Genomic DNA, 22,504 nt, shown 5'->3' on the forward strand with positions numbered 1-22,504 from the left:
TTACCATCCTATTTCACCGATACAAACTTTCTTTCTAATTCATCATAAACGGCTATTAATTTTTGACCATTTACGTCAATTTCATAAAGTTCCGCGCCATCATATAAGTCTATTTTTTGTCTGTTTTCATATTCAGGAATAGTATAGTTTTCACTTTTCGTAAAACCATTTCCAGTGAAAGGATCACCTTGTACTTGATCTAAAAAGTCTGTGCCTTTATCGTCCTTTACCATCTTGGCCAGTTCATCTTCATTTTGTCCGCCGAAAGGAATTTTATAATCTTCAGGTTTAGTGGCTTTATACTTTATGGCGAGTGCCGAATCAGAAGTTAAGTATTCATTCGGCCACTCAGCTGTCCCTTTGTAATCTAACCGAAGCCCTTCAAAAACTTTATCATATGTATCTAAACTTTCCGTATCGGCTGCTTTAGCTATAAATCCGCCTATTCTTATTTGCCCACCGTCTCCCGGTGCCTGAAACAACCATCCTTTAGCACTTGGCGGCAACACTTTTTGCATCATCGTATCTTCTTTAATAGGCTGTACACTTCTTCTAATATCCTTCATTACTTGTACTTCTTGAGCAGAATAGCTGCTGACTGGCTTCAAACGAATTTGATTAAATTCTCCAGCTTGAAGTCCATGTTTTTTCAATACGTCATTAAGCTGTGGTTGAAAAGCGTCTTTATTCGTAACAGCTGTACCGCTCAATTTGTTAACACTATACAACGCATTCTTCGCCTGCAGCCGATCCACGTAAAGGGCGGTGCCTCCCAGCCCAAGGTTAGCGAGTGCCTGGATGAAGCTGTTCTCGCGCTGTTCTGCAGTTAACTCATTGCCAAACATGTCTCGTCCGGTCACTGCTTCACTGAATCCGTTCGCCGTCACGAGCCCATAAATGCCCATTTCTGTTTTTTGAAGGGTGCTGAGCGCTCCTGCTCCTTTATAAGCATCCAGCGCATGGTCTGCGGCATTCAACCCTTTAGCCGTTTTGTAAATGGCGCTTCCGCCTTTTACTCCTCTGCCAAGCCAGCCGACGACTGGGATAAAACCGGCTGCAGCCATTGCTCCTGCTGTTACGCGCTGGGCATCTGATAATTTTTCTCCGGTAACAGGATCAATCCCTTCGGAAGCTCTTTTGTAATCATAATAACCCGTCACTTCTCCTGTAAAAGTGCTAATCGTATCCCATGTTTTTTCGTACCACGGACGATTTTTCATTTCTTCCATTTCTTTTGCGACTTTTCTTGCTTCTGCCTGGTCTTCCTTGAATGTTAAATAATCAACTGTCTGTTTTTCCGCTTCTTCTTTCAGCTTGTACACTTCGCTGCTTTCATACGCCTGCGAATCAAAATGAATTGGTGAAACTGCGCCTCCCCTCTCTGATGAAGCAAGCAGCTGGGCGAATAATGTGATCAAGTACGCTTCTTCACTTTCCGACATGGCATATTCGCTCATTAGTTCGCCGTCCAGTGCAATGACTTTTTCAATCGTATCCGTCCGTTTTTTGTTTGCTTTTTCCATGTTTATGTCAAACTCTTCTCTTGAAAAAACTTCGAGCGGTACTAAATCATTGATGCGGTCGAAGATCTTTTGCAAGTCATCCTGCTGAGCGGTCACCATATCATTGGACGTTTGATGAGCCGTAAATAAATCATCCTTTAAAAAAGGCACCTGGACAATCGTGCTGCCCGAAAGCTCGACTTCTTCTGCTGCCCCGGAAATTCCATTAAAAAAAGCAACGTGGCGGTCAATTAGCCGGATCCATGCATCCACGACATCGCTCTGGGCACTGTAAAACCCTTTAATTGCTTCAGCTCCTTCTCCTTGCAGCTCATTTTCCATGTCGACAATTGCAGTAAATTGCTTTTTTAATTCATTCATTTGCGTTTTTAGTTCAGTATACTGCCCCGCACGCTCTTCCATGGCAGCTATTAATGTTTGCGATTCGTAAACTACGCTGTTAGCCATACATTTTTACCTTTCTTGATTCTATTTTTCATACGTTTTTTATATCGCTGTTAGAGTGAGATCTATGCCACTCTTTTGCGTATTTTCCAATATATAACTCGCGCTATTCTCATTGAATCAAGAAGTCGGTAAGAAAAACAGAAACTTTTTTACTGAATTCGGCTAGGAGATTATGCCTTGAATAAGAAAGATATAAAACTATAAAGATTAAAATGGTATTCAACAATAAACAAAATTGATAGAATAAAAAGAAAGTTCGTCACTAACGTTTATTCACTTCTCAGGCATCACATAAAGTGACGCACACATAAAAGAGCAAGAAAATTCACATTTTTAATTTCTACTTAAAAATAAAGTTATACTCCAATTATTAAAGTGAGGTTATTTGAAATGAGCCATGAGAAACAACACGTATCGACAAAAACAATTATTGAAGAAATGGATTTTCCGCTTTCGTTTGAGGAGTGGGAACAAAAAGCGGCCAGTTTGATGATGCAGGGAGGATACGGCTATGCCCGGTCCGGTGCAGGAAGAGGAGAAACAGCAAGAAGAAATGAAGAAGCTTTTGCCAAATGGGCGATCGTTCCGAGAATGCTGAGTGATGTGTCCGAAGCGGATATGAGTGTGACTTTATTTGGACGCACGTATGCCCGTCCATTTTTGCTCGCACCAGTTGGCATGCAAAAGCTCGCTCACGAGGAAGGTGAACTAGCTACAGCTAGAGCTGCTGCTGCGATGAACATTCCTTTTGTATTGAGCACTGTAGCCAGCCACTCAATAGAAGAAGTGGCCGCTGCTGCTCCAGATAGCCCCAAATGGTTCCAGCTTTACTGGTCTAATAACGAAGAAGTTTCTTTCAGCATGGTAAAAAGAGCAGAAAAAGCCGGTTACGAAGCGATTGTAGTGACGGTAGATACAGTGATGACAGGCTTTAGAGAAGAAGATATCCGCAATGAGTTTTCTCCGCTCACAAAAGGATTCGGAAAAGCCAATTACGAAAACGACCCCGCCTTTATGAAGGCATTAACAAGCCATGACGAAGAATCTATTATCGCGGCAATGCTTGAAAACATTCATGCTCCTTCGCTTCATTGGAAGCATATCGCAGAACTAAAAAAGAAGACAAACTTACCTATTTTGCTGAAAGGCATTTTACACCCAGAAGACGCGCTGACCGCACTGGAGTACGGCGTGGATGGCATCATCGTTTCCAATCACGGCGGCCGGCAGCTCGATGGAGTCATTGCTGCAATCGACGCCCTCGCCCCGATTGCCGAAGCTGTCCAAAAAAGAGTGCCGATCCTGCTCGACAGCGGCATCCGGCGCGGCATTGATGCGGTCAAAGCCTTAGCATTGGGCGCTGACGCCGTTCTTATCGGCCGGCCTTATCTTTATGGATTAGCTTCAAACGGCCAGCAAGGTATAGAAAAAGTACTCGAACGGTTTTTCCAGGAAACAGAAATTTCTCTCTCTCTGTCAGGTATCGCCACTTTGTCACAAATTGGCAGACTCAAAATGGTGAGAGAATAAGATATCACACAAAGGGCGAAACGTGACAAGCAGATTTAGCCTTTAGCCTAAAGAAGCAAACAAAAGCCGGTTTTCACACTGGTTTTTGTTTGCTTTTTTCTATTTTTAAGAAAAGGTTTACTTCAAATTAATAGTCTATCCATATTACTGTCCTACAATAAAATAGCAACATTACTACTGACATATAAACAGCAGAAAATTGGGAGGTTATTTTTGTGAGCAGGGAAATGGACAGACGGGATTTTATTAAAATTGGAAGTATGGGTACAGTTGCTTTAACGCTTGCTTCAACCGGCATTCCTGTCGACTTATTCAGCAGCACAGCTTCCGCTGAAAAAAATGATGGGCCAAAGATTCAGTTTAACCCGAATGGCAAGTTTAAAATTGTCCAGTTTAACGACACACAAGATGATGAGCGCGTGGACCGGCGGACGATCCAGCTCATGGAAAAAGTGCTTGACAGCGAGAAACCCGATTTTGTTGTGCTAAATGGCGACAACCTTAGCAGCGGCTGCGATACAGCTTTGGAGATGAAACAAGCGATTAATAATATTGCTCAACCAATGGAACAGAGAGGCATAAAGTGGGCCATTACTTTCGGTAACCATGATGAAGATTCCACTCCTAACAGCGGACTGGATGAGCAGGACATGCTGAAAATCTATATGTCTTACCCTCATAATATGAATCAGCCTGGAGAAAAAGGAATCACCGGGACTGGCAACATGAATTTACTTATCCGCGATTCAAAAGGCAAGAAAGCCGCATTTAACCTCTGGCTTCTTGATAGTGGGAGATATGCTCCAAAAACAATTGCCGGCCAAGATTTCGAAGGATATCCTACGTGGGACTGGCTTCGTTTTAATCAAGTGCGGTGGTATTATGACACGTCTAAAAAAATCGAGAAGCAGGTCGGCCGTAAAGTGCCTTCGCTCATGTTCATACATATTCCTCTTTGGGAACATAGGTACATGTGGTATGCAAGCGTGGACGAGAGATCAGAAAGCCAGCATGCCCTTGCTGTAAAAAAACACAATATTGTGGGAGAAAGAAATGAAGATGAATGTCCTGGTCCAGTCAATAGCGGCCTGTTTTCAGCTATGCTGGAGCGCGGCGATGTCAAAGGAGTATTTTGCGGCCACGATCATATAAATACATACTCGGGAAATTATTATGGAATATTGCTTGGTTATGCCGGCAGCGCCGGATTCGGTGCTTATGGCCTTTCAGGAGCTGAAAAAAACAGGCTGCGCGGAGCTAGAGTTTTTAATTTAGATGAAAATACAGAAGGTGTGCTTGTCGATACACATATGGTTTTTGCGAAAGATTATGGCATCGACTTAACAGCGAATGACCAGAGCATGGATCCCTTGCCGCTGGAGGAAAAAAAGAAAAAAGTAACAACGTAAGAACAAAAGCGCAGGCGCCTTGGCTAGCTGCAAGCACCGAAGCTGGACGACGATGAAAAAAACTGATTTAACGCCTGTTCATTGGCCGTTAAATCCGTTTTTATTTTAAAGGCTGTTTTCTAAAAGATTGTTGTTTTTGTAGTATATTCTTATGACAAAAAGTGCAGCAAAAGGGTTGATTGGAGCGGAAGGTGCGAGACTCCTGCGGGATTAGCGGGACAGGTGAGACCCCGCAGGAGCAAAGCGACGAGGAGGCTCACCGCCCGCCCCGCGGAAAGCGAGCATCCTGGAGCAGAAATCAACCCTTTTCTAATAGCAACAAATTTTACAAAAACAGCCATTTTAAAAGATGAAGTGTCATTCCTCACTGTCGCAACTCTCCTCGTTCCTCCCTGAATCACCTGCTTTTTGTTTATTCATGAAGTTTCCACATGAAAAGTTTGCGTTAGACCCCCAATTTGATTACTCTTTTAAATAAGAAGTTGTCTTTTCAACTTAAATCCAAACTTAAAGGTGTGCTTACTTTGCGAATTAATAAATATATAAGTGAGACGGGTACGACGTCCAGACGAGGGGCTGACAAGTTGATTGCCGAGGGCAAAGTCACTATCAACGGTGTCACTGCTGAGCTGGGCAGCCGAGTGGAGCCTGGCGATGATGTGCGCGTAGACGGAAAACCGATTGCACGTGAACAGCAGCATGTCTATATTGCACTCAACAAACCTGTCGGCATTACGTGCACAACTGAAAGACATATTAAAGGCAACATTGTTGATTTCGTTAATCATCCGCTGCGCATTTTTCATATCGGACGGCTTGATAAAGATTCTGACGGGTTAATTCTGCTTACGAACGACGGCGATATTGTCAATGAGATTTTACGCGCAGAAAACAAACATGAAAAAGATTATATTGTGACTGTAAACAAGCCAATCACTTCTTCTTTCGTAGAAAAAATGGAAAGCGGTGTCGATATTTTAAATACGACGACACTTCCTTGTAAAGTGAAACCATTATCAAAAAATACGTTTCAAATCACGTTAACACAAGGGCTGAACCGGCAAATTCGCCGGATGTGTTCTGCTCTTGGCTACGAAGTCCGCAGTTTAAAACGTACCCGGATCATGAACATTCATTTAGACGGCCTGAAACTCGGACAATGGCGGGATTTGACCAAAGATGAACTGAGACAATTATTTGAGGATTTGAATTACAGCCCAAAAGGGAGATAAAGCAGCTTTATCAGGCAAAGAAAAGACAATTTTGATAAAAGTCTTTTCTTTTTTTATAACAGCTGCAAGTAACAATCAGCCCATAAGCCCCCTGGTCAGAGAAAGGAAGTTTTTCATGAAGGAACAAGCGCAAATTCAATTGCATGTCACGAAAGAAAGAATTTGGACAAGGGATTTTGTCCTTATTTGCCTGGCGAACTTTTTTATTTTCCTCGGCTTTCAAATGACGCTGCCGACGATTCCTCTTTTTGTCGAACATTTAGGGGGCAGCGACCAATTAATTGGAATCATTACGGGCGTCTTTACTTTTTCTGCTCTCCTGTTTCGGCCATATGCCGGACATTCGTTAGAAACAAAGGGGCGGCAATTTGTTTACATGCTTGGACTGGCTATTTTTGTCCTTTCTGTCGGATCGTTTGGTTTTGCTTTTAGTATCGCTTTTCTTTTTGTATTGCGTACGGTCCAAGGCATCGGCTGGAGCTTTTCCACGACTGCAACCGGGACAATAGCGACAGACCTGATTCCACCTAAACGGCGCGGCGAAGGAATGGGCTACTTCGGCCTCTCGGGAAACTTGGCAATGGCGATCGGCCCTGCGCTAGGATTAACACTGGCTGGTTCGATCTCATTCACTATGCTGTTTCTCATTTGTGCAGCACTCGGAGCGGTGGCCCTTACCTTATCAACAAAAGTGCGTTATAAAAAAGTAGAGCCGCCTAAAGAGCCAACGACACGTGCCAAGTTTGATATTTTCGAAAAAACCGCCATTAAACCTTCACTGTTATTATTCTTTATCACTATTACTTTTGGCGGAATCTCCACTTTCCTGCCTTTGTATACCGTTCAAAAAGAAATAGCAGGCATTGAAATGTATTTTTTAATTTTTGCTCTCTTTTTAATGATTTCCAGAACATTTTCTGGAAGAATTTATGATGCGTGGGGACATATCGCTGTTTTTCTTCCAGGCACTTTTATTGTTTTTATCGCGATGATTTTGTTAGCCTGGCTGCCCAGCTCTACTGTTCTCTTTACAGCAGCAGCCTTATACGGTTTAGGTTTCGGCAGTGTCAGCCCTGCCTTGCAAGCCTGGTCTGTCAATCAAGCGCCGAATGACCGAAAAGCAATGGCGAACGCAACCTTTTTCTCTTTTTTTGACCTTGGAGTAGGCGTCGGTGCTGTTCTCTTCGGCCAAATTGCTTTTTTGTTCGGTTATCAAGAGATTTATATTGCTTCAGCAGCTTCCGTTTTTGTATCAATGATGTTATATATTGTGCTCTTACAGAAAGAGCGTAGAAAAACAACCTAAGGGAGAATGTTATTCTTCCTTTTTTCTATTCCAAAATCTCCATTTTATGATCCGCAGCATGGCTGCATTTACAACCCTAAATTTCAGCGTAAGCAGTTCATTGGACGATCTCCCTCTAACACCGTATCATTTTTTATTGCAGGGGTACCACCTTTAAGGAGTGAAAAAATGACTGCAATTAAATCAAAGCAATTTCATCATATCCCTTTATCTGTTCTTGATCTGGCTCCGATTACAGAAGGAAGCCATGCGGGACAGTCGTTTAAAAATAGCGTTGAGTTGGCACAGCACGTGGAGAACTGGGGGTTCAACCGTTACTGGCTGGCTGAACACCACAACATGCCCGGCATCGCCAGCTCAGCCACGTCAGTAATCATCGGCCATATTGCCGGTGCGACGAAACACATTCGCGTCGGGTCAGGCGGTATTATGCTGCCGAATCACGCCACGCTTGTCATTGCCGAGCAATTCGGCACACTTGAGTCACTTTATCCGGGTCGAATTGATCTCGGTCTCGGCCGCGCACCAGGCAGTGACCAGGCGACCGCATTTGCCCTGCGCCGAACGCTGCAAAGCCGCGTCGAAGACTTTCCGTTACAGCTGGACGAGCTGCAAGCATATTTCGAAGAAAATCCTGCTGCCCGCGTCCGTTCCTTCCCTGGTGAGGGTCTTGATATTCCTATTTGGCTGCTCGGTTCAAGCGGCTTCAGCGCCCAGCTCGCCGCTGAAAAAGGCTTGCCATTTTCTTTCGCCAGCCACTTCGCACCGGATTACACACTGCCAGCTCTCAACATTTACCGAGACAACTTTAAACCGTCCAGTGTGCTTAAAGAGCCTTATGCAATGGTTGGGGTCAATGTCATTGCTGCCGACACAGAGGAAAGAGCCCAATGGTTAGCCACTTCCCAGCAACAGCAATTCCTGAGCTTAAGAAGAGGCGAGCCAACCCAATTAAAGCCGCCTATCGATAACATCGATGAATTCTGGGATCCCTTTGAACGTGCAGCCATCGAAAAAACACTCGACTCCCGCTCAACCATCGTCGGCAACCCAGAAACCGTCAAACAAAAACTCGAAAGCTTCCTAAACGAAACAAAAGCCGACGAAGTCATTATTAACTCGCAAATCTTCCATCACGAAGACCGCCTGCGTTCGTATGAAATTGTGGCGGGGATGATGGATTAAGCAGATTTGAGCCGGCCTTTGCTCATTACTTTGAGGGCTTTGTTCACTGTTTCGGACAACTTGTTCACGAATCCTGAACGTTGTTCACCATTTCAACGCCGTCTCATCGAAATAACAAAGAAAAAGCTGTCCAGAAGTCTGCTGCTCACCGACTTTTGGACAGCTTTTGTTATTAATCGACTTTCCTTATAAAGCCACTAGCTCAATTTCTTCTTGATCATCAAGATAAGCGATCATGTCATGCCATTCTTGCGGCTTGTTCGATAAAACATCGTAATATGTTTTAATGAATTGGCTAATAAAGCTGGCTTTTAACGAGTGAAGATTTTCTTCATAGGGCAAGAAACATAAATCTAATTCCTTTACTGCTTCCCCTTCATTTGTCCATGCAGGATGAACATAAGGGAAATCAAGACGTTTATAGCCGAGGTGAGACAATACTTCACGGCGGACAACTGGGTCCATGACTTTAATGCCGCCAAATGAATGGTCTTGTGCCCGATACGGATCATAAATTTCCGCAAACATGCCCCGCAATTGAATATTGTTTTCTTTTGCCAAATTCATTAAATCTTCATGCCTATTATTCGCTAAAAATGGTCCGACACCGAGTCCTTCTTTCATGATAATCGTAAAGTCCGTCATTGCCACTTGCAGCTCTTTATTATAACGATACTCTGTTACTCCCACTACTTCATCATTATGTACAGCTAAAAAGACACGGATAGTAGGATCTTGCAGCGGTTCCGCCCATAAATCATATTCGAGCACTTCTTCAGGAGGAAAAACTTCTTGCATAAGCTTGTGCAGCTTTGCAAACAGCGGATCATTAATGCTATTAATTTGAATGTATTCCATTTGAACTTACCTCTTTTCTAATAATATTTTCTATCTTGATTATACAAGTAGAAAAGGATTTGGTAAAATTTAAATTTTCAAAATGTTTTTCTGTAAAAAAAGGTTTTAAAATCATTTTCTTGGTTTCTCCTTGTCATTATCAGCATTATTATTGTTGCTCAGTTAAAAAGAGTCGAGAATCATTTAAGTGGCGAGTACTCTACTATGGGCCGGCAGCTAAAACAATAAAATAGGCACACCTCCGTTAAAGGTGTGCCCACATGACCATCATTTATTAAAGTTGATCTTCTCTTCTAATTGATCTAACGTGATCGTTGTTTCACTTGGCTTCGTTTTGGAAATCATCTTGCCATCTCTGAATGAATATGTGACGGTCGCCTGCTTGCGAATGGCCTCATATTCATTTTCTGCAGACAATACAATAAAGTTAGCTCGTTTACCTTCTTCAATTCCGTAGTCTTCCTCAATGTGTAACGTTTTGGCGCTGTTACTAGTGATTAAATCAATGGAGTTAACAATTTGCTCATAGCCCATTAATTGAGCAGCATGGATGCCCATATGCAATACTTGAAGCATGTTCCCTGTTCCGAGAGGATACCATGGGTCAAAGATGTCGTCATGGCCAAAACAAATGTTTAACCCTGCTTCCTGCAGCTCTTTTACTCGCGTTAGGCCTCTCCGCTTTGGATATGTATCAAACCTTCCTTGAAGATGAATGTTCACTAGCGGATTTGACACGAAATTGATGGAGGAAAGCTTCAGCAGCCGGAACAATTTATACGTATAGGCATCATTATAAGAACCCATAGCCGTTGTATGGCTCGCTGTTGTACGGGAACCTAATCCGCGATTGTATGCCTCCGTCGCCACCACTTCAACAAACCGGGACTGTTCGTCATCAATTTCATCACAATGGATGTCCACTAATCGATCATATTTCTCAGCAAGATCAAAAGCCGTCTTTAATGATTCTACTCCATATTCTCTTGTAAATTCAAAGTGAGGAATGCCGCCCACTGCATCGGCGCCCATTTTCAATGATTCCTCAAGCAATTCCGCTCCGCATGGATAAGAAAGAATCCCTTCTTGCGGAAAAGCGACGAGCTGAACATCTACATAAGGAGCCATCTCTTCTTTCACTTCCAGCATGGCTTTTAAAGCTGTTAACTTCGGGTCTGTTACATCTACGTGTGTACGGACGTGCTGAATCCCTTGAGCAATTTGCCATTTTAACGCTGTTTTTGACCTCTTCTTTACATCTTCCATTGTTAACGTTTCTTTTCTTTGCGCCCATCTTTGAATCCCTTCAAACAAAGTACCGCTCTGATTCCACTCCGGTTCACCCGCGGTTAATGTTGTATCCAAATGAATATGCGGCTCAATAAAAGGGGGAAGAACAAGGGCACCATCTACATCGATGATTTCATGATCAGTCGTTTCTCCCAAGGTTTGCGCAATTTTGGCAATCTTTCCATCTTGCACAACAATGTTCCATAGACCATCTTTTTCTCTAAGTTTTGCATTTTGAATAATCATTAATTAACTCACCTTTTCGCTCATTTTCTTTGTTGACGATTCTTCCAGTTGAAGTGCACTTTTCGTAATAACGACATAAATGATGGCGGAACCTAACAATGAATTAATCGGAGGGATACCTGGTGCAAAATTAGCGATAGCCACTCCGCCTGCCCATGCTATTATGGCGATCCAATTGACTGCTTTAAATTTCATCGTTTCAAATGACTGATATTTTCCGCGTTTTAACAAGAAATAATCTGCTAATAAAATGGCCCCGATCGACGGCAGCGTAGACCCGAGTATTGTCAAAAACCCTACAAAGTTGTTGTACAGCCACATAGCTGCAATGGTTCCAATCGCCCCGTTAAATACGACAATTTTACTTTTGGAAATTTTGGTGATACTTGCAAATCCTAAGCCGGAAGCATAAAGAGCATTTTCATTTGTCGTCCAAATATTTAAACCAAGTACAATAATGGCCGGTAAAATTAATCCTTGTAAAAACATGACTTCCGAAATATCGGCCTGGCCGAGAGCAATGGCGCCTACAGCCCCAAATAAAAACATTAACGAATTTCCGAGGAAAAAAGCAATAACTGTCGCTCCAACGGCAGAACGTGTTGTCTTAGCGAAGCGGGTAAAATCAGGCGTCAATGTACCAGCGCTAATAAATGATCCTACACATATCGTTAATGCTGCTGTCAGCCCCATCGCTTCAAGCGGTTGATACTCCATTAATCCTTGCACCCCGCCGGCCGTTTTAGTTGCTTTAAAAACGGAATAACTCCCCAATATAGTAATAGCTGGAACGGCGACCATTCCTAAAAGCGCCAATGCTTTGATTCCGTAAATCGCAGTGACTGTCATTAAAATCCCGGCACCGGCGATTAATAGATAAATATTCAATCCAGTCACTTTTTGAACAGGCACCGCAAACATAGCTACTCCGACACCAAACCATCCTACTTGTGTCACTCCCAGCAGGAGCGAAGATAAATAAGAACCTTTTTCACCGAAAGCATATCTAGTAAGCAAATGTGTCGATAATCCTGTTTTAGCTGCAATATAAGCTAATGCTCCCGTGTACATACCAAGAATAAAATTACCTGCTAATACAATCAAAATAAATTGAGTAAATGTCAATCCGCTGCCTAATGCTCCCCCAGACCACATGCTTGCTGAAAAAAAGGTGAGTCCGAGCATCACGGCAAGTATTTTTCCAAATCCATTGCGGCTTGCCTGCGGTACAGCCTGTAACGAAAACTCTGTATCTGTTTTTTCCATACCAATTCCTCCAATAACATGGTTGATAAGAAACTGGTACCGAAGAAACCTTCAAGTATTTTAGATAAAAAAAGCTTCCTGCCATTTCTGACAGGAAGCTTTTTTGTACAATGAACACAAGACACCTGTATATATAGATATATATGGATGCCACGCAATGGTCATTGTTTCCGCTGTCCTTGTCAGCCTCACGGGACTGAATTAAAGGTACCAGTATTTAATTAATCGTTATTATTGCAAGTAAAAGAGGATTTGTCAAGACAGAATTTCAAATTCCTCTTTGGCTAAAAGATAGTTAACTACAAAACAATTCACAAGGCCAATGATTAAGAGGCGTGCTCAATTCTCTTAATCATTGGCCCTTATTTATGATAATTTCGTTTCATTTATTCATTTGAGCAAGAAAGTCCCCAAGGGGGTCTTCCATATCTTCTTCTTCTTCTTCGATAGAAGGATTTTGAGTTCTTTGCACTTTTTCCAAATCAAAGTTATCTAGATCATCATCCTTATCAATGTTTGTTGCGTATACTTCTGTTCGTTTCTCACCTTTGCTTGTTTGCAGCTGAGCATTCACTGAATCCCATTCTATCTCCATGTCTTCTCCAGCAGCTGTTTCTTCTTGAAGATATAGAGCATCCTCTATCTCTAATGCACTACTGTTTAGTGATGCAAAGATTGAGGCTGTACGGATCGGATCGGATAACAGCTGATACACAATACTGCCTAATAGTGCCTCAGAATGTTCATGCTTCAACCAATCCCGTTGTGCTTTGTTTAATCCTTTTGGAAGAGGAATGGTGATTGTCTCTCTTTGATTTGATAAAGAATCATTCACCCCATGCATCACGAATTCGGCAATTTTACTGGAAAAGTTTCTTCTTTCGATCTCTTTTAGCCTTTGCAAATGCTTTAAGATGTGATCAGGTGCATCGGAGGGGATACGAAACGTAATAGGCTGCCCCCTCCTCATTCCCGTCTCCTTCATGAAATCACCCTATTTAGTTTTAACCATTTTTTGTTCTTCACTTTGCTTCTCTTTTTGATTTTTCTTTGAAAAATCCGCAATTAATTTATAATAAGCATTTGCCATCATCCAAATGCTTTCTTTTTCATCTTCAAAGAAATCGATATTGTAGCCATCCAAGTTATTGTTTAATGCTTTAAGGTAATCTTTTAAGATGATAGAGCCGCCCCCAATGAAATAACAAATTTCAGTTTGAGAGTTCTTTTGCCAAATATTTCGTAAATGACGATATTGCTTTTTCGCTAACTCCAGGAGAATTCGGTCTACAATATCGTGAACGCTTGTCCGGCTTCCCTTCACCATAATATGATTCCGGTCATTTTTTTTCGTGATAATTTCTACAACATCTCGCCGACTGTCCAGTTCTACCCCGTGTTTAGAACGGATTTCTTCCCGAATGGCTTCAAGAGACTCTGAAACTCCCAAATTGAATCCTTGTGCTTTATCGTCATCAACCTTACGATTTTTAATCACTGCTACATCCGTTGATAATCCTCCGATATCCTGAATAAGGATTCTCTTATCAATAAGGTCCTTGTTAATGATGTTTAAGTTATTATCCATCACGAGATTAATAAAAGCAGCAAAGCCTTCCGGATAGACTTTAACTTCTTCAAATTTAATATTTACTTTCAGACCTTGATATTTAGGTGTAACTAAAAACTCCACTTGGTGAACAGAGCTGAGCAATCGAGAACGATAACCAACATCTTTCCCTTCCTTTACTTCCCTAAGCGGAAGTCCTGTTCCTAATGTGTAAGTGGCCTCAATTACATTATTAGAGCGCTTAAAGATCTGTTTATTTTCTTCTCGAGCTGCATCTATTGCCAAAGCAGCAAACAACATAACAAGAGTTTGATCTTCTTCAGATTTACTGCTTCCAGGGTCTAATTCCATTGAATTGCTGCTTTTTGTCGCTAAATGTCCAACACGATAAATAGAGTTGTTGTCTTTTAAAGTAGGAGAGTGCAAACGAATATGAATGCCCTCGGTAGGATCTTGATTGTCTAATTCTTCTATTCCAATGATTGGACGATCTTCAACATCCTTAGCAATTACATTAGGAATATTGATATCTACTTCCATTTTTCCAAAAATGCCTTTCAGTGAATCATTCCCTACATCAATTGCCGCAATACGAGAATTTGCCAATAAACTCATCCTTTCCATTAGTCGCTAAATATTTTGTTGGAAATTTATATAATTCTGATAAAATATTACCTAATTTTTTCTGGTTAGTCAATATTCTTCCCCCATCTATTACAAAAACGTAAACATGTAAACCTATTTGTAATCTTGTATACATAATCGTAAACACACTTAAAATACGACTTGTGTACCTGTTCGTATACGTGTATACATTTATGCGTACAATTGTTTTCAATATGTAAACTTGTGTACATAAAAGTATACAAATGTATTGCATCCCATTTTCTTTACTTTCTTAAAATTTAATTCGAATTACGTGAATTTAATCATAAAAAACATTACTTGTGGAATCCCTTAATACTGGAAGATACACCGTTAAAGGTATTGCTTGGATGAGTAATATGAAAAGAGGGTATCACTAAAAACCAAGTTTTTAACGACGCCCTCTTTTTTAATGATACATATATCCACGGGTCCAAAGAATTGAATCGTTTGTTCCCTTTGTAAAAATAAATTGACTCAAGTCAGTCCGTCCTGTTTGGAACGAAGCAGAACAAGCGTTTAAATATAGTCTCCACACTCTAATAAAGCGTTCATCTAAAACATTTCATATCATTTGTTTAATTAATTCTCTATTGCGCTTTTTAAAAATTTCATTATGTGAAGAGACCATTCCGACTTTATTAGCAGCAGGCTGGATAAATTGTTTTGCCTTGTTTACGGCGTTTGCTGCATCTTGGAAAGCACCTGCTATTAAATTTAATTTCCCATCGTGCTTTAAAATATCTCCGGCAGCGTAAAGTCCATCTATTGAAGATTCGCTAACAGCATTACCTGCAATATAATAATTATCTGCTATTGCAATGTTCACTTCACTATTTTCAAGTAATGTCGTATCACGTTCATAACCATGGTTAATAATTACTTCATCGATTGGCAAATACGAAACCTCTCCTGTTTCATGATTTGTCAGTTCAACACGTTCAATTACTTCATGATTCGCACAAGCAATTAGTTTTGTAATCGATGTGTTAAAGAAACAAACAGCGGAACTGTTCATCAGTTGCGTTGCTTGTGCTTCATGACCTGCTAAAGCATCTTTTCTATATGTTAAATAAACAGTTTTAGCGATAGGTTCTAATTCATTTGCCCAATCGATAGCAGAATTGCCGCCGCCTGAAATAATCACCGTTTTATCTTTGAAACGTTTTAATGACTTCACTGTGTAATTTAAATTAGACACTTCAAATCTCTCTGCACCTTCTATTTCTAGCTTTTGAGGATTCAATATCCCACTGCCAACTGCAACAATGACTGTTTTCGAAAAATGCTTTTGACCCGAGGCAGTTTGTAATACAAAAATACCTTCTTCATTACGTGTGATCGCCTCTACTTTTTCATTCAACGCTACTTCTGGGTTAAACGTTAACCCTTGCTGTACGAGCTGTTCAATTAATTTTTCTCCCGGAATTGGCGTCTGCCCGCCAACGTCCCAAATCATTTTCTCTGGATATACGTGTATTTTGCCGCCTAATTGTGGTTGATATTCAATAAGCTTTGTTTTCATTTCTCTAAGTCCACTATAAAAAGTTGAGTAAAGCCCTGCTGGCCCTCCTCCAATCACAGTCACATCAAATAATTCTTGCTGTTCCATTTCCGTCCACTCCTCGGTAATCAAATGTAATTGATTATCATTATCAACAAACTATACGCCTTTTCCTTTGTTTTTACAATAAAAATAACTGTTGACAATAGAAATAGGTCACACTATAGTAATCATTAGGTCGAAAATGATAATCATTATCAATAATTTTTCCTAGTTCTTATCAAATGGAGGTTAAATCATGGTTCGCCTATATACAGATGGTCTAAATATTAGCTACGGTGAACGTTTAATTGTGAAAGATCTCAACGTAGAAATTCCAGATAATAAAATTACCACAATTATCGGTTCGAATGGCTGCGGAAAATCTACATTATTGAAAGCTATGACTCGTATTATTTCACACCAATCTGGAACAGTCATATTAGACGGAGAAAATATTTCAAAAGAAAGCACAAAAATACTCGCTAAAAAAATGGCGATTCTTCCACAGACACCAGAAAGTGCAAGCGGATTAACAGTCGGTGAGCTAGTATCCTATGGCCGCTTTCCCTATCAAAAAGGCTTCGGACGCTTAACGAAAAAAGATTATGAAGTCATTGATTGGGCACTTGAAGTCACCGGAACAAAAGACTTTAAGTTCCGTCCTGTAGATGCTCTATCAGGAGGCCAACGTCAACGCGTTTGGATTGCGATGGCCCTTGCACAAGAAACTGAAATTATCTTTCTTGATGAACCTACGACTTATTTAGATATGGCACATCAACTAGAAGTTTTAGAACTTTTGCAAAAGCTAAACATAGAACAGGAACGCACGATTGTCATGGTCCTTCATGATTTAAATCAGGCTGCTCGTTTCGCTGACTATATTATCGCTTTAAAAGATGGAGAAATAGTGAAAGCGGGAGATTGTGAAGAAGTGATAAATCGCGATGTGCTGAAAAAAGTATTTCATATTGATGCTGAAATCGGGCTAGATCCTCGAACAAACAAACCAATGTGTATCACATACAATTTATTAAAAGGAGCATAAAAAATGAAGAAATTATTGATCCCATTCTTCCTGCTATTCGTATTAATGATTAGTGCGTGCAGCAGCGGAGCAACAGAAAAAGAGAACAACTCAACTACAGATAAAAACAAATCAGGAACGATCACATACGAATCTGAAAACGGACCAATCGAAGTTCCTGCTGACCCGCAGCGCGTTGTCGTACTTTCTTCTTTCGCAGGTAACGTCATGGCTTTAGACGTAAATCTCGTTGGGGTAGATTCATGGTCTAAAATGAACCCCCGTTTTAATGATAAATTAAAAGATGTTGAAGAAGTATCGGATGAAAGCTTAGAAAAAATTATTGAATTAGAACCAGATTTAATTATTGGTTTATCCAATATTAAAAACATTGATAAATTAAGTGAAATTGCTCCTACAGTAACGTATACATACGGAAAAGTAGATTATTTAACCCAACACTTAGAGATCGGTAAACTTTTAAATAAAGAAAAAGAAGCACAAGCCTGGATCGATGATTTCAAAAAGCGTGCACAAACAGCTGGAAAAGATATTAAAGCAAAAATCGGTGAAGACACAACTGTTTCTGTCATCGAAAACTTTGACAAACAACTTTACGTATTCGGCGATAACTGGGGACGCGGCACAGAAATTCTTTACCAAGAAATGAAATTAAAAATGCCCGAAAAAGTAAAAGAAATGGCTCTGAAAGATGGTTACTATGCATTATCATTAGAAGTTCTTCCTGAGTTTGCCGGAGACTACGTCATCTTTAGTAAAAACCAAGACACTGATAATTCATTCCAAAAAACAGAGACGTACAAAAACATCCCAGCTGTTAAAAACAATCAACTATTTGAAGTCAATGCGAAAGAGTTCTACTTTAATGATCCAATAACGTTAGATTTCCAACTAGACTACTTTATGAAAAGCTTTCTAGGTAACTAACACGACGAGGGGAATTCTTATTTTAAGAATTCCCCTTCCTTTATTCTATAAAAGAAAAGATGAGGGACTAATGACTACAGAAAATCAACTTTCTATCCGATTTGTATATAAACTGATTGCAGGGATCATTGCATTTGTCGGTATGTTTATTGTTGCTTGTATTTTTGGGGCAGCAGATACTACTGTCAAAGATGTGTGGCTGGCACTTACTTCCGATGCTACAGGCGATAAAATTTCTATCATTCGTGAAATACGCTTACCACGCGAAGTTGCGGGGATTTTTGTTGGCGCTGCACTAGCAATTTCCGGGGCAATTATGCAAGGGATGACGAGAAATCCACTTGCTGATCCAGGCTTACTTGGACTAACTGCCGGTGCAAATGCGGCACTAGCAATTACGATTGCCTTTATCCCTTCAGCGAATTACTTCGGTATTATGATTGCTTGTTTTATTGGAGCGGCTGCCGGAGCCATTATGGTTTTCGGCATTGGTGCAATGAAAAAAGGCGGCTTTTCTCCTCTTCGCATTGTATTAGCTGGCGCTGCTGTTTCCGCCTTTCTGTACGCTATCGCAGAAGGTATTGGTATTTACTTTAAAGTTTCAAAAGACGTATCTATGTGGACGGCAGGAGGATTGATCGGAACTTCATGGGGGCAGCTTCGAGTAATTGTCCCATTTATTTTAATAGGTATACTTGTGTCTCTTTCTCTCTCAAGGCAGCTTACCATTCTTAGTTTAAACGAAGAAGTAGCCGTTGGATTAGGTCAAAAGACGACACAAATAAAAACAATTCTTTTTATTGTCATTATTCTACTTGCTGGTGCTTCTGTCGCACTTGTTGGGAATATGGCCTTTATCGGTTTAATGGTTCCTCATATCGTTCGTGCAATTGTTGGAACTGATTACCGCTTTATCATACCAATGTCAGCCATTTTAGGAGCCACTTTTATGCTTTTGGCCGATACACTCGGTCGTACAATTAATGCTCCATACGAAACACCTGTAGTAGCCATTGTTGCGATGATAGGTTTACCTTTCTTCCTGTTAATCGTACGTAAAGGAGGCAAAGCATTCTCATGATTGAGCCAGCTTTAATAAGGAAACAGCGAATGTCTTTATGTATTCTACTAGCACTTATTACGATTACGGTCGTTATTGGAACGGGTTTGGGCTACTCCTCTCTATCTTATGACAGACTCATTCCAACCCTTCTCGGCCAAGGTACGTTTAAAGAGGAATTTGTTTTATTTTCTATTCGGTTACCACGAATCATTATTACACTGTTGGCGGGCATGGCACTTGCATTATCCGGTGCTATTTTACAAGGCATCACACGAAATGATTTAGCTGATCCTGGTATTATCGGTATTAACTCTGGGGCAGGTGTAGCCATTGCCGTTTTCTTTTTGTTTTTCCCTATAAAAGCAGGTTCATTTGTGTATTTGCTTCCGCTTGTCGCTTTTGTCGGTGCTTTAATCACTGCAGGTGTAATATATATTTTTTCATATAATAGAAATGAAGGCCTTCAACCGGTAAAATTAGTACTCGTTGGAGTCGGGTTTTCAATGGCGCTCTCCGGGGCAATGATTGTACTTATTTCATCTGCTGAACGTTCAAAAGTGGATTTTATCGTCAAATGGTTATCTGGAAACATTTGGGGTACCGATTGGCCTTTTATTTTGGCTATCCTACCATGGTTAGTTATACTTGTTCCATTTACTTTATACAAAGCAAATCGATTAAATCTCCTTGGGCTAAGCGAACCTACGGCCATCGGTGTCGGTGTATCGATTGAAAAGGAACGGATCGTATTACTTTTAACGGCTGTTGCGCTGGCAGCTGCTGCCGTTTCTGTCACAGGAGGCATTACCTTTGTCGGGCTAATGGCTCCCCATATAGCAAAAGCTTTAGTAGGTCCTAGAAATCAATTGTTTATCCCTGTCGCTATTCTGATTGGTGGATGGCTTCTCTTACTTGCAGATACAATTGGACGTAACTTAGTTGAACCTGATGGGATTCCAGCAGGCATCATAGTCGCATTAATCGGTGCGCCATACTTTATGTATTTATTACTGAAAAAATAAGAATAAAGAAAAATGCCTGTCACTCAAACAATTGTTAATTGTTTGAGTGACAGGCATTTTATATGACCGTATTAGTTTGAATGACTGGCAAAAGCCGCAAACGAAGCTCCTCTTCTTGTACCTTTACAGATCTCGTGCATTAAAAGTATCTCCTCCGTCTAAATTGCCGGATCGGAATCCCTTATAAAACCATCGCTTCCTCTGCTCGGAAGTCCCATGTGTGAAACTTTCAGGTACAACATACCCTCTTGCCTTTTTTTGAATAGTATCATCACCGACAGCGCTCGCTGCATTTAAGGCTTCTTCGAGATCACCCTCTTCCAGCAAATTCATTCCTTGAGCGTGATGAGCCCAAACACCTGCTAAATAGTCGGCCTGTAATTCAAAGCGGACAAGATATTTATTGAACTCCTCTTCGCTGAGCCTTTGACGAAGGGGCATGATTTTCTCACTGGTTCCCAAAAGAGTCTGCACATGGTGTCCGACTTCGTGAGCGATTACATAAGCCATCGCAAAGTCCCCAGGAGCCTGAAAGTTTCGTTGGAGTTCATCATAGAAACTCAAGTCGATGTAAAGTTTTTGATCACCCGGACAATAAAACGGCCCTGCCGATGAACCGGATACCCCACAAGCGGACTGAACGCTGCCTGTGTACAATACGAGGGTCGGCTCTTCGTAAACTAAGCCTTCCTTCCGGAAAATTTCAGTCCACACCTCCTCTGTATCTGCAAGGACGACAGATACAAATTGTGAGAGCTCTCTCTCCTGTTCCGTTTCCTCGTAAGGGACGGAATTGTCAGAATCCGTAGTCTGCAAATTGTTCAGCAGTTCTCCCGGATCGCCGCCAAGAAAAGTAAAGATAAGTAAGAGGACTAAACCACCGAGCCCGCCCCCAATGATTGTTTTACCTCCCATTCCCCTCCGGTCCTCAACGTTCGAGCTTCCTCTTCTTCCTTTCCATTGCATCGTGTTTCCTCCCTAGTAACATTTGAAGTGATTGACTACAAAGAATGTACTTATGTCATTAGTGTTATACCCGAGATTGGTAGATTTATTTAAGCTCGCATGTATATTTTTTTATCAAAAAAAGAAAAAATCGAACCATTGACACGTCTAAAGACACGCCCAGTTCGATCTCTCTTTGATCAAGTATTGGAAGAAAAGCGATGTATCATGTATCGTTGAACTAATATTTCATTTTGAATGTCACTAGTCAATAGCCCCTGCCACGTCATACAGCTCGAGATCGATATCAACCGTTTCTCCGAGGACTAATTTTGCGAGCTGTGCACCAAGAAATGGTCCAACAGTTAATCCTGAAGCGCCAAGTCCATTTGCCAAAAGAAGGTCTTTATAACCTGGCACCTCTCCGATAATCGGAAGAAAGTTCGGTGTAAAGGGTCGAAACCCGACACGTGCTTCCACGAACGTACCATCAGCTAATCCTGGTGCTGCGGATAATGCTTTGTCAAAGACCTCATGTAAGCCCCCAGCCGTCACACGCCGGTCAAAATGCATATTATTTTCATGCGTTGCCCCAATCACCACTTGACCTTTATCAAACGCGAGAATATATTGATCATTTGGCGGCATGACTACTGGCCACTTGCCGGTTTGTGTGTTTTCGAGCTGAAGATGAACAATTTGCGCTTTCTGTGATGTCAGTTGAAGGTTAAGTCCGAGTGGTGCTAAAAGCTCGTCCGCCCATGCTCCTGCTGTTACAATGACATAATCCGCGGCGTACTGCTGGTCTCCAACTCGGACGGCGGTTACTTGGTTGTCTGTATGCTCCAGCTCTGCGGAACCATGTATAAATGCAGCGCCGTGCTTTTTTGCCGCATTTACAAGCGCTTGTCGCAATGCGCGTCCATTGACGCGCGCCGCTCCATTAATGTGAACCGATCCGTAATCCTTACATAAAGGCGGGAACAATGCCGATGTTTCAGCTGGCGTCAGTTGACGAATATCGCCAATTTCAGGCGCGCCTTCACGTCTTTTAAGCGCTCTCTCTTCCATTTTACCGAGCTTGCCGGCATCCGTATGCAGACTAATCGCTCCTACTTGTTGATACCCTGTTTCGGTTTCTCCGTCCTCTTCAAGCTGCTCAATGAGTGAGGCATAATACGCCGCTCCACCTTTTGCGAGCGCATACCACGCTTTGTTCCGCCGCTGGGACAACCACGGACAAATGATTCCGGCAGCAGCATCTGTCGCCTGTCCGAGATCATGACGGTCGACTACAGTCACAGTTTCTCCTGCTTTCGCTAAATGGTACGCTGTCGACGCACCTAAAATCCCCGCGCCAATTACAATAAATTCTTTCATATAAACACCTTTTTCGAGTAAATTTCATGCATTCATTTTACAGGAGTTATTGATAGGACTCAAAGT

Annotated in this window: 18 protein-coding genes and 2 pseudogenes; 10 read left to right on the top strand and 10 right to left on the bottom strand. The window is 41.4% G+C overall.

The features are described 5' to 3' along the window. Positions 1 to 8 precede the first annotated feature (8 nt). Entirely contained in the window at positions 9 to 1,970 is a 1,962-nt protein-coding gene (locus F9802_RS07455; RefSeq protein ID WP_152150537.1) for a ribonuclease YeeF family protein, read from the bottom strand. 390 nt (positions 1,971 to 2,360) lie between these two features. On the opposite strand from F9802_RS07455, the gene F9802_RS07460 reads away from it, so the two are divergent. From F9802_RS07460 to F9802_RS07480, 5 genes are all read left to right on the top strand, one after another. Continuing rightward, positions 2,361 to 3,500 carry an alpha-hydroxy-acid oxidizing protein gene (locus tag F9802_RS07460; RefSeq protein WP_152150538.1) on the top strand — a complete coding sequence of 380 codons (1,140 nt, stop codon included), beginning with the start codon at positions 2,361 to 2,363 and terminating at the stop codon, positions 3,498 to 3,500. A 215-nt stretch (positions 3,501 to 3,715) separates the two neighbouring features. Continuing rightward, positions 3,716 to 4,909, top strand: coding sequence for a metallophosphoesterase family protein (locus F9802_RS07465; RefSeq protein WP_225435224.1), 1,194 nt, complete (start codon positions 3,716 to 3,718; stop codon positions 4,907 to 4,909). Between the two features lie 524 nt (positions 4,910 to 5,433). Beyond that, positions 5,434 to 6,141, top strand: a complete 708-nt coding sequence (gene rluF, locus F9802_RS07470; RefSeq protein ID WP_152150539.1) for a 23S rRNA pseudouridine(2604) synthase RluF — start codon at positions 5,434 to 5,436, stop codon at positions 6,139 to 6,141. 115 nt (positions 6,142 to 6,256) lie between these two features. Continuing rightward, on the top strand, positions 6,257 to 7,447 hold the full coding sequence (locus tag F9802_RS07475; protein ID WP_152150540.1) for an MFS transporter: 1,191 nt from the start codon (positions 6,257 to 6,259) through the stop codon (positions 7,445 to 7,447). 168 nt (positions 7,448 to 7,615) lie between these two features. After that, positions 7,616 to 8,632, top strand: a complete 1,017-nt coding sequence (locus F9802_RS07480) for an LLM class flavin-dependent oxidoreductase (RefSeq protein ID WP_152150541.1) — start codon at positions 7,616 to 7,618, stop codon at positions 8,630 to 8,632. A gap of 186 nt (positions 8,633 to 8,818) precedes the next feature. On the opposite strand, the gene F9802_RS07485 is transcribed toward F9802_RS07480, so the two are convergent. After that, positions 8,819 to 9,490, bottom strand: coding sequence for a GNAT family N-acetyltransferase (locus F9802_RS07485; RefSeq protein ID WP_152150542.1), 672 nt, complete (start codon positions 9,488 to 9,490; stop codon positions 8,819 to 8,821). Between the two features lie 102 nt (positions 9,491 to 9,592). On the opposite strand from F9802_RS07485, the pseudogene F9802_RS20215 reads away from it, so the two are divergent. After that, positions 9,593 to 9,718, top strand: a pseudogene (locus F9802_RS20215) (hypothetical protein); the annotation flags it as partial. 39 nt (positions 9,719 to 9,757) lie between these two features. On the opposite strand, the gene F9802_RS07490 reads toward F9802_RS20215, so the two are convergent. The 6 genes and pseudogenes from F9802_RS07490 to F9802_RS07515 all read right to left on the bottom strand — a co-directional run bounded on the left by F9802_RS07490 (position 9,758) and on the right by F9802_RS07515 (position 16,119). Then, the gene (locus F9802_RS07490; RefSeq protein ID WP_152150543.1) at positions 9,758 to 11,026 is read right to left on the bottom strand and encodes a cytosine deaminase; all 1,269 of its coding nucleotides are present in this window, start codon (positions 11,024 to 11,026) and stop codon (positions 9,758 to 9,760) included. Between the two features lie 3 nt (positions 11,027 to 11,029). Continuing rightward, entirely contained in the window at positions 11,030 to 12,292 is a 1,263-nt protein-coding gene (gene codB / locus F9802_RS07495; protein WP_152150544.1) for a cytosine permease, read from the bottom strand. A gap of 382 nt (positions 12,293 to 12,674) precedes the next feature. Next, positions 12,675 to 13,277 (bottom strand): hypothetical protein, encoded by a 603-nt coding sequence (locus F9802_RS07500; RefSeq protein ID WP_152150545.1) that lies wholly within the window; start codon positions 13,275 to 13,277, stop codon positions 12,675 to 12,677. A 9-nt stretch (positions 13,278 to 13,286) separates the two neighbouring features. Continuing rightward, complete coding sequence (locus F9802_RS07505) at positions 13,287 to 14,468, bottom strand: ParM/StbA family protein (protein WP_152150546.1); 1,182 nt, start codon at positions 14,466 to 14,468, stop codon at positions 13,287 to 13,289. A gap of 448 nt (positions 14,469 to 14,916) precedes the next feature. Next, positions 14,917 to 15,063: pseudogene (locus F9802_RS07510) on the bottom strand (SAM-dependent methyltransferase); the annotation flags it as partial. A 9-nt stretch (positions 15,064 to 15,072) separates the two neighbouring features. Beyond that, positions 15,073 to 16,119 (bottom strand): NAD(P)/FAD-dependent oxidoreductase, encoded by a 1,047-nt coding sequence (locus F9802_RS07515; RefSeq protein WP_152150547.1) that lies wholly within the window; start codon positions 16,117 to 16,119, stop codon positions 15,073 to 15,075. A 190-nt stretch (positions 16,120 to 16,309) separates the two neighbouring features. Between F9802_RS07515 and F9802_RS07520 the strand changes: the two genes are divergently transcribed. The 4 genes from F9802_RS07520 to F9802_RS07535 all read left to right on the top strand — a co-directional run bounded on the left by F9802_RS07520 (position 16,310) and on the right by F9802_RS07535 (position 20,113). Beyond that, positions 16,310 to 17,101 carry an ABC transporter ATP-binding protein gene (locus F9802_RS07520; RefSeq protein ID WP_152150548.1) on the top strand — a complete coding sequence of 264 codons (792 nt, stop codon included), beginning with the start codon at positions 16,310 to 16,312 and terminating at the stop codon, positions 17,099 to 17,101. A 3-nt stretch (positions 17,102 to 17,104) separates the two neighbouring features. After that, on the top strand, positions 17,105 to 18,028 hold the full coding sequence (locus tag F9802_RS07525) for an iron-hydroxamate ABC transporter substrate-binding protein (RefSeq protein ID WP_152150549.1): 924 nt from the start codon (positions 17,105 to 17,107) through the stop codon (positions 18,026 to 18,028). Positions 18,029 to 18,098: 70 nt separating this feature from the next. Further along, entirely contained in the window at positions 18,099 to 19,109 is a 1,011-nt protein-coding gene (locus F9802_RS07530) for a FecCD family ABC transporter permease (RefSeq protein ID WP_152150550.1), read from the top strand. After that, on the top strand, positions 19,106 to 20,113 hold the full coding sequence (locus F9802_RS07535; protein ID WP_152150551.1) for a FecCD family ABC transporter permease: 1,008 nt from the start codon (positions 19,106 to 19,108) through the stop codon (positions 20,111 to 20,113). The genes F9802_RS07530 and F9802_RS07535 overlap by 4 nt, the downstream gene beginning before the upstream one ends. 123 nt (positions 20,114 to 20,236) lie before the next feature. Here the strand turns inward: F9802_RS07535 and ypfJ are convergent, their stop codons facing one another. Beyond that, complete coding sequence (gene ypfJ / locus F9802_RS07540) at positions 20,237 to 21,079, bottom strand: KPN_02809 family neutral zinc metallopeptidase (protein WP_152150552.1); 843 nt, start codon at positions 21,077 to 21,079, stop codon at positions 20,237 to 20,239. Positions 21,080 to 21,322: 243 nt separating this feature from the next. Beyond that, positions 21,323 to 22,438, bottom strand: a complete 1,116-nt coding sequence (locus F9802_RS07545) for an NAD(P)/FAD-dependent oxidoreductase (RefSeq protein WP_152150553.1) — start codon at positions 22,436 to 22,438, stop codon at positions 21,323 to 21,325. Positions 22,439 to 22,504 lie beyond the last annotated feature (66 nt).

This window comes from Bacillus aerolatus, assembly GCF_009183655.1.
GTDB lineage: Bacteria > Bacillota > Bacilli > Bacillales > Domibacillaceae > Pseudobacillus > Pseudobacillus aerolatus.

Excerpts from the sequence above, each read along its gene's own strand:
- F9802_RS07455 (WP_152150537.1), bottom strand. The coding sequence starts at position 1,970 with ATGGCTAACAGCGTAGTTTACGAATCGCAAACATTAATAGCTGCCATG.
- F9802_RS07460 (WP_152150538.1), top strand. The coding sequence starts at position 2,361 with ATGAGCCATGAGAAACAACACGTATCGACAAAAACAATTATTGAAGAA.
- F9802_RS07475 (WP_152150540.1), top strand. The coding sequence starts at position 6,257 with ATGAAGGAACAAGCGCAAATTCAATTGCATGTCACGAAAGAAAGAATT.
- F9802_RS07480 (WP_152150541.1), top strand. The coding sequence starts at position 7,616 with ATGACTGCAATTAAATCAAAGCAATTTCATCATATCCCTTTATCTGTT.
- F9802_RS07485 (WP_152150542.1), bottom strand. The coding sequence starts at position 9,490 with ATGGAATACATTCAAATTAATAGCATTAATGATCCGCTGTTTGCAAAG.
- F9802_RS07490 (WP_152150543.1), bottom strand. The coding sequence starts at position 11,026 with ATGATTATTCAAAATGCAAAACTTAGAGAAAAAGATGGTCTATGGAAC.
- codB (WP_152150544.1), bottom strand. The coding sequence starts at position 12,292 with ATGGAAAAAACAGATACAGAGTTTTCGTTACAGGCTGTACCGCAGGCA.
- F9802_RS07500 (WP_152150545.1), bottom strand. The coding sequence starts at position 13,277 with ATGAAGGAGACGGGAATGAGGAGGGGGCAGCCTATTACGTTTCGTATC.
- F9802_RS07515 (WP_152150547.1), bottom strand. The coding sequence starts at position 16,119 with ATGGAACAGCAAGAATTATTTGATGTGACTGTGATTGGAGGAGGGCCA.
- F9802_RS07520 (WP_152150548.1), top strand. The coding sequence starts at position 16,310 with ATGGTTCGCCTATATACAGATGGTCTAAATATTAGCTACGGTGAACGT.
- F9802_RS07525 (WP_152150549.1), top strand. The coding sequence starts at position 17,105 with ATGAAGAAATTATTGATCCCATTCTTCCTGCTATTCGTATTAATGATT.
- F9802_RS07530 (WP_152150550.1), top strand. The coding sequence starts at position 18,099 with ATGACTACAGAAAATCAACTTTCTATCCGATTTGTATATAAACTGATT.
- F9802_RS07535 (WP_152150551.1), top strand. The coding sequence starts at position 19,106 with ATGATTGAGCCAGCTTTAATAAGGAAACAGCGAATGTCTTTATGTATT.
- ypfJ (WP_152150552.1), bottom strand. The coding sequence starts at position 21,079 with ATGCAATGGAAAGGAAGAAGAGGAAGCTCGAACGTTGAGGACCGGAGG.
- F9802_RS07545 (WP_152150553.1), bottom strand. The coding sequence starts at position 22,438 with ATGAAAGAATTTATTGTAATTGGCGCGGGGATTTTAGGTGCGTCGACA.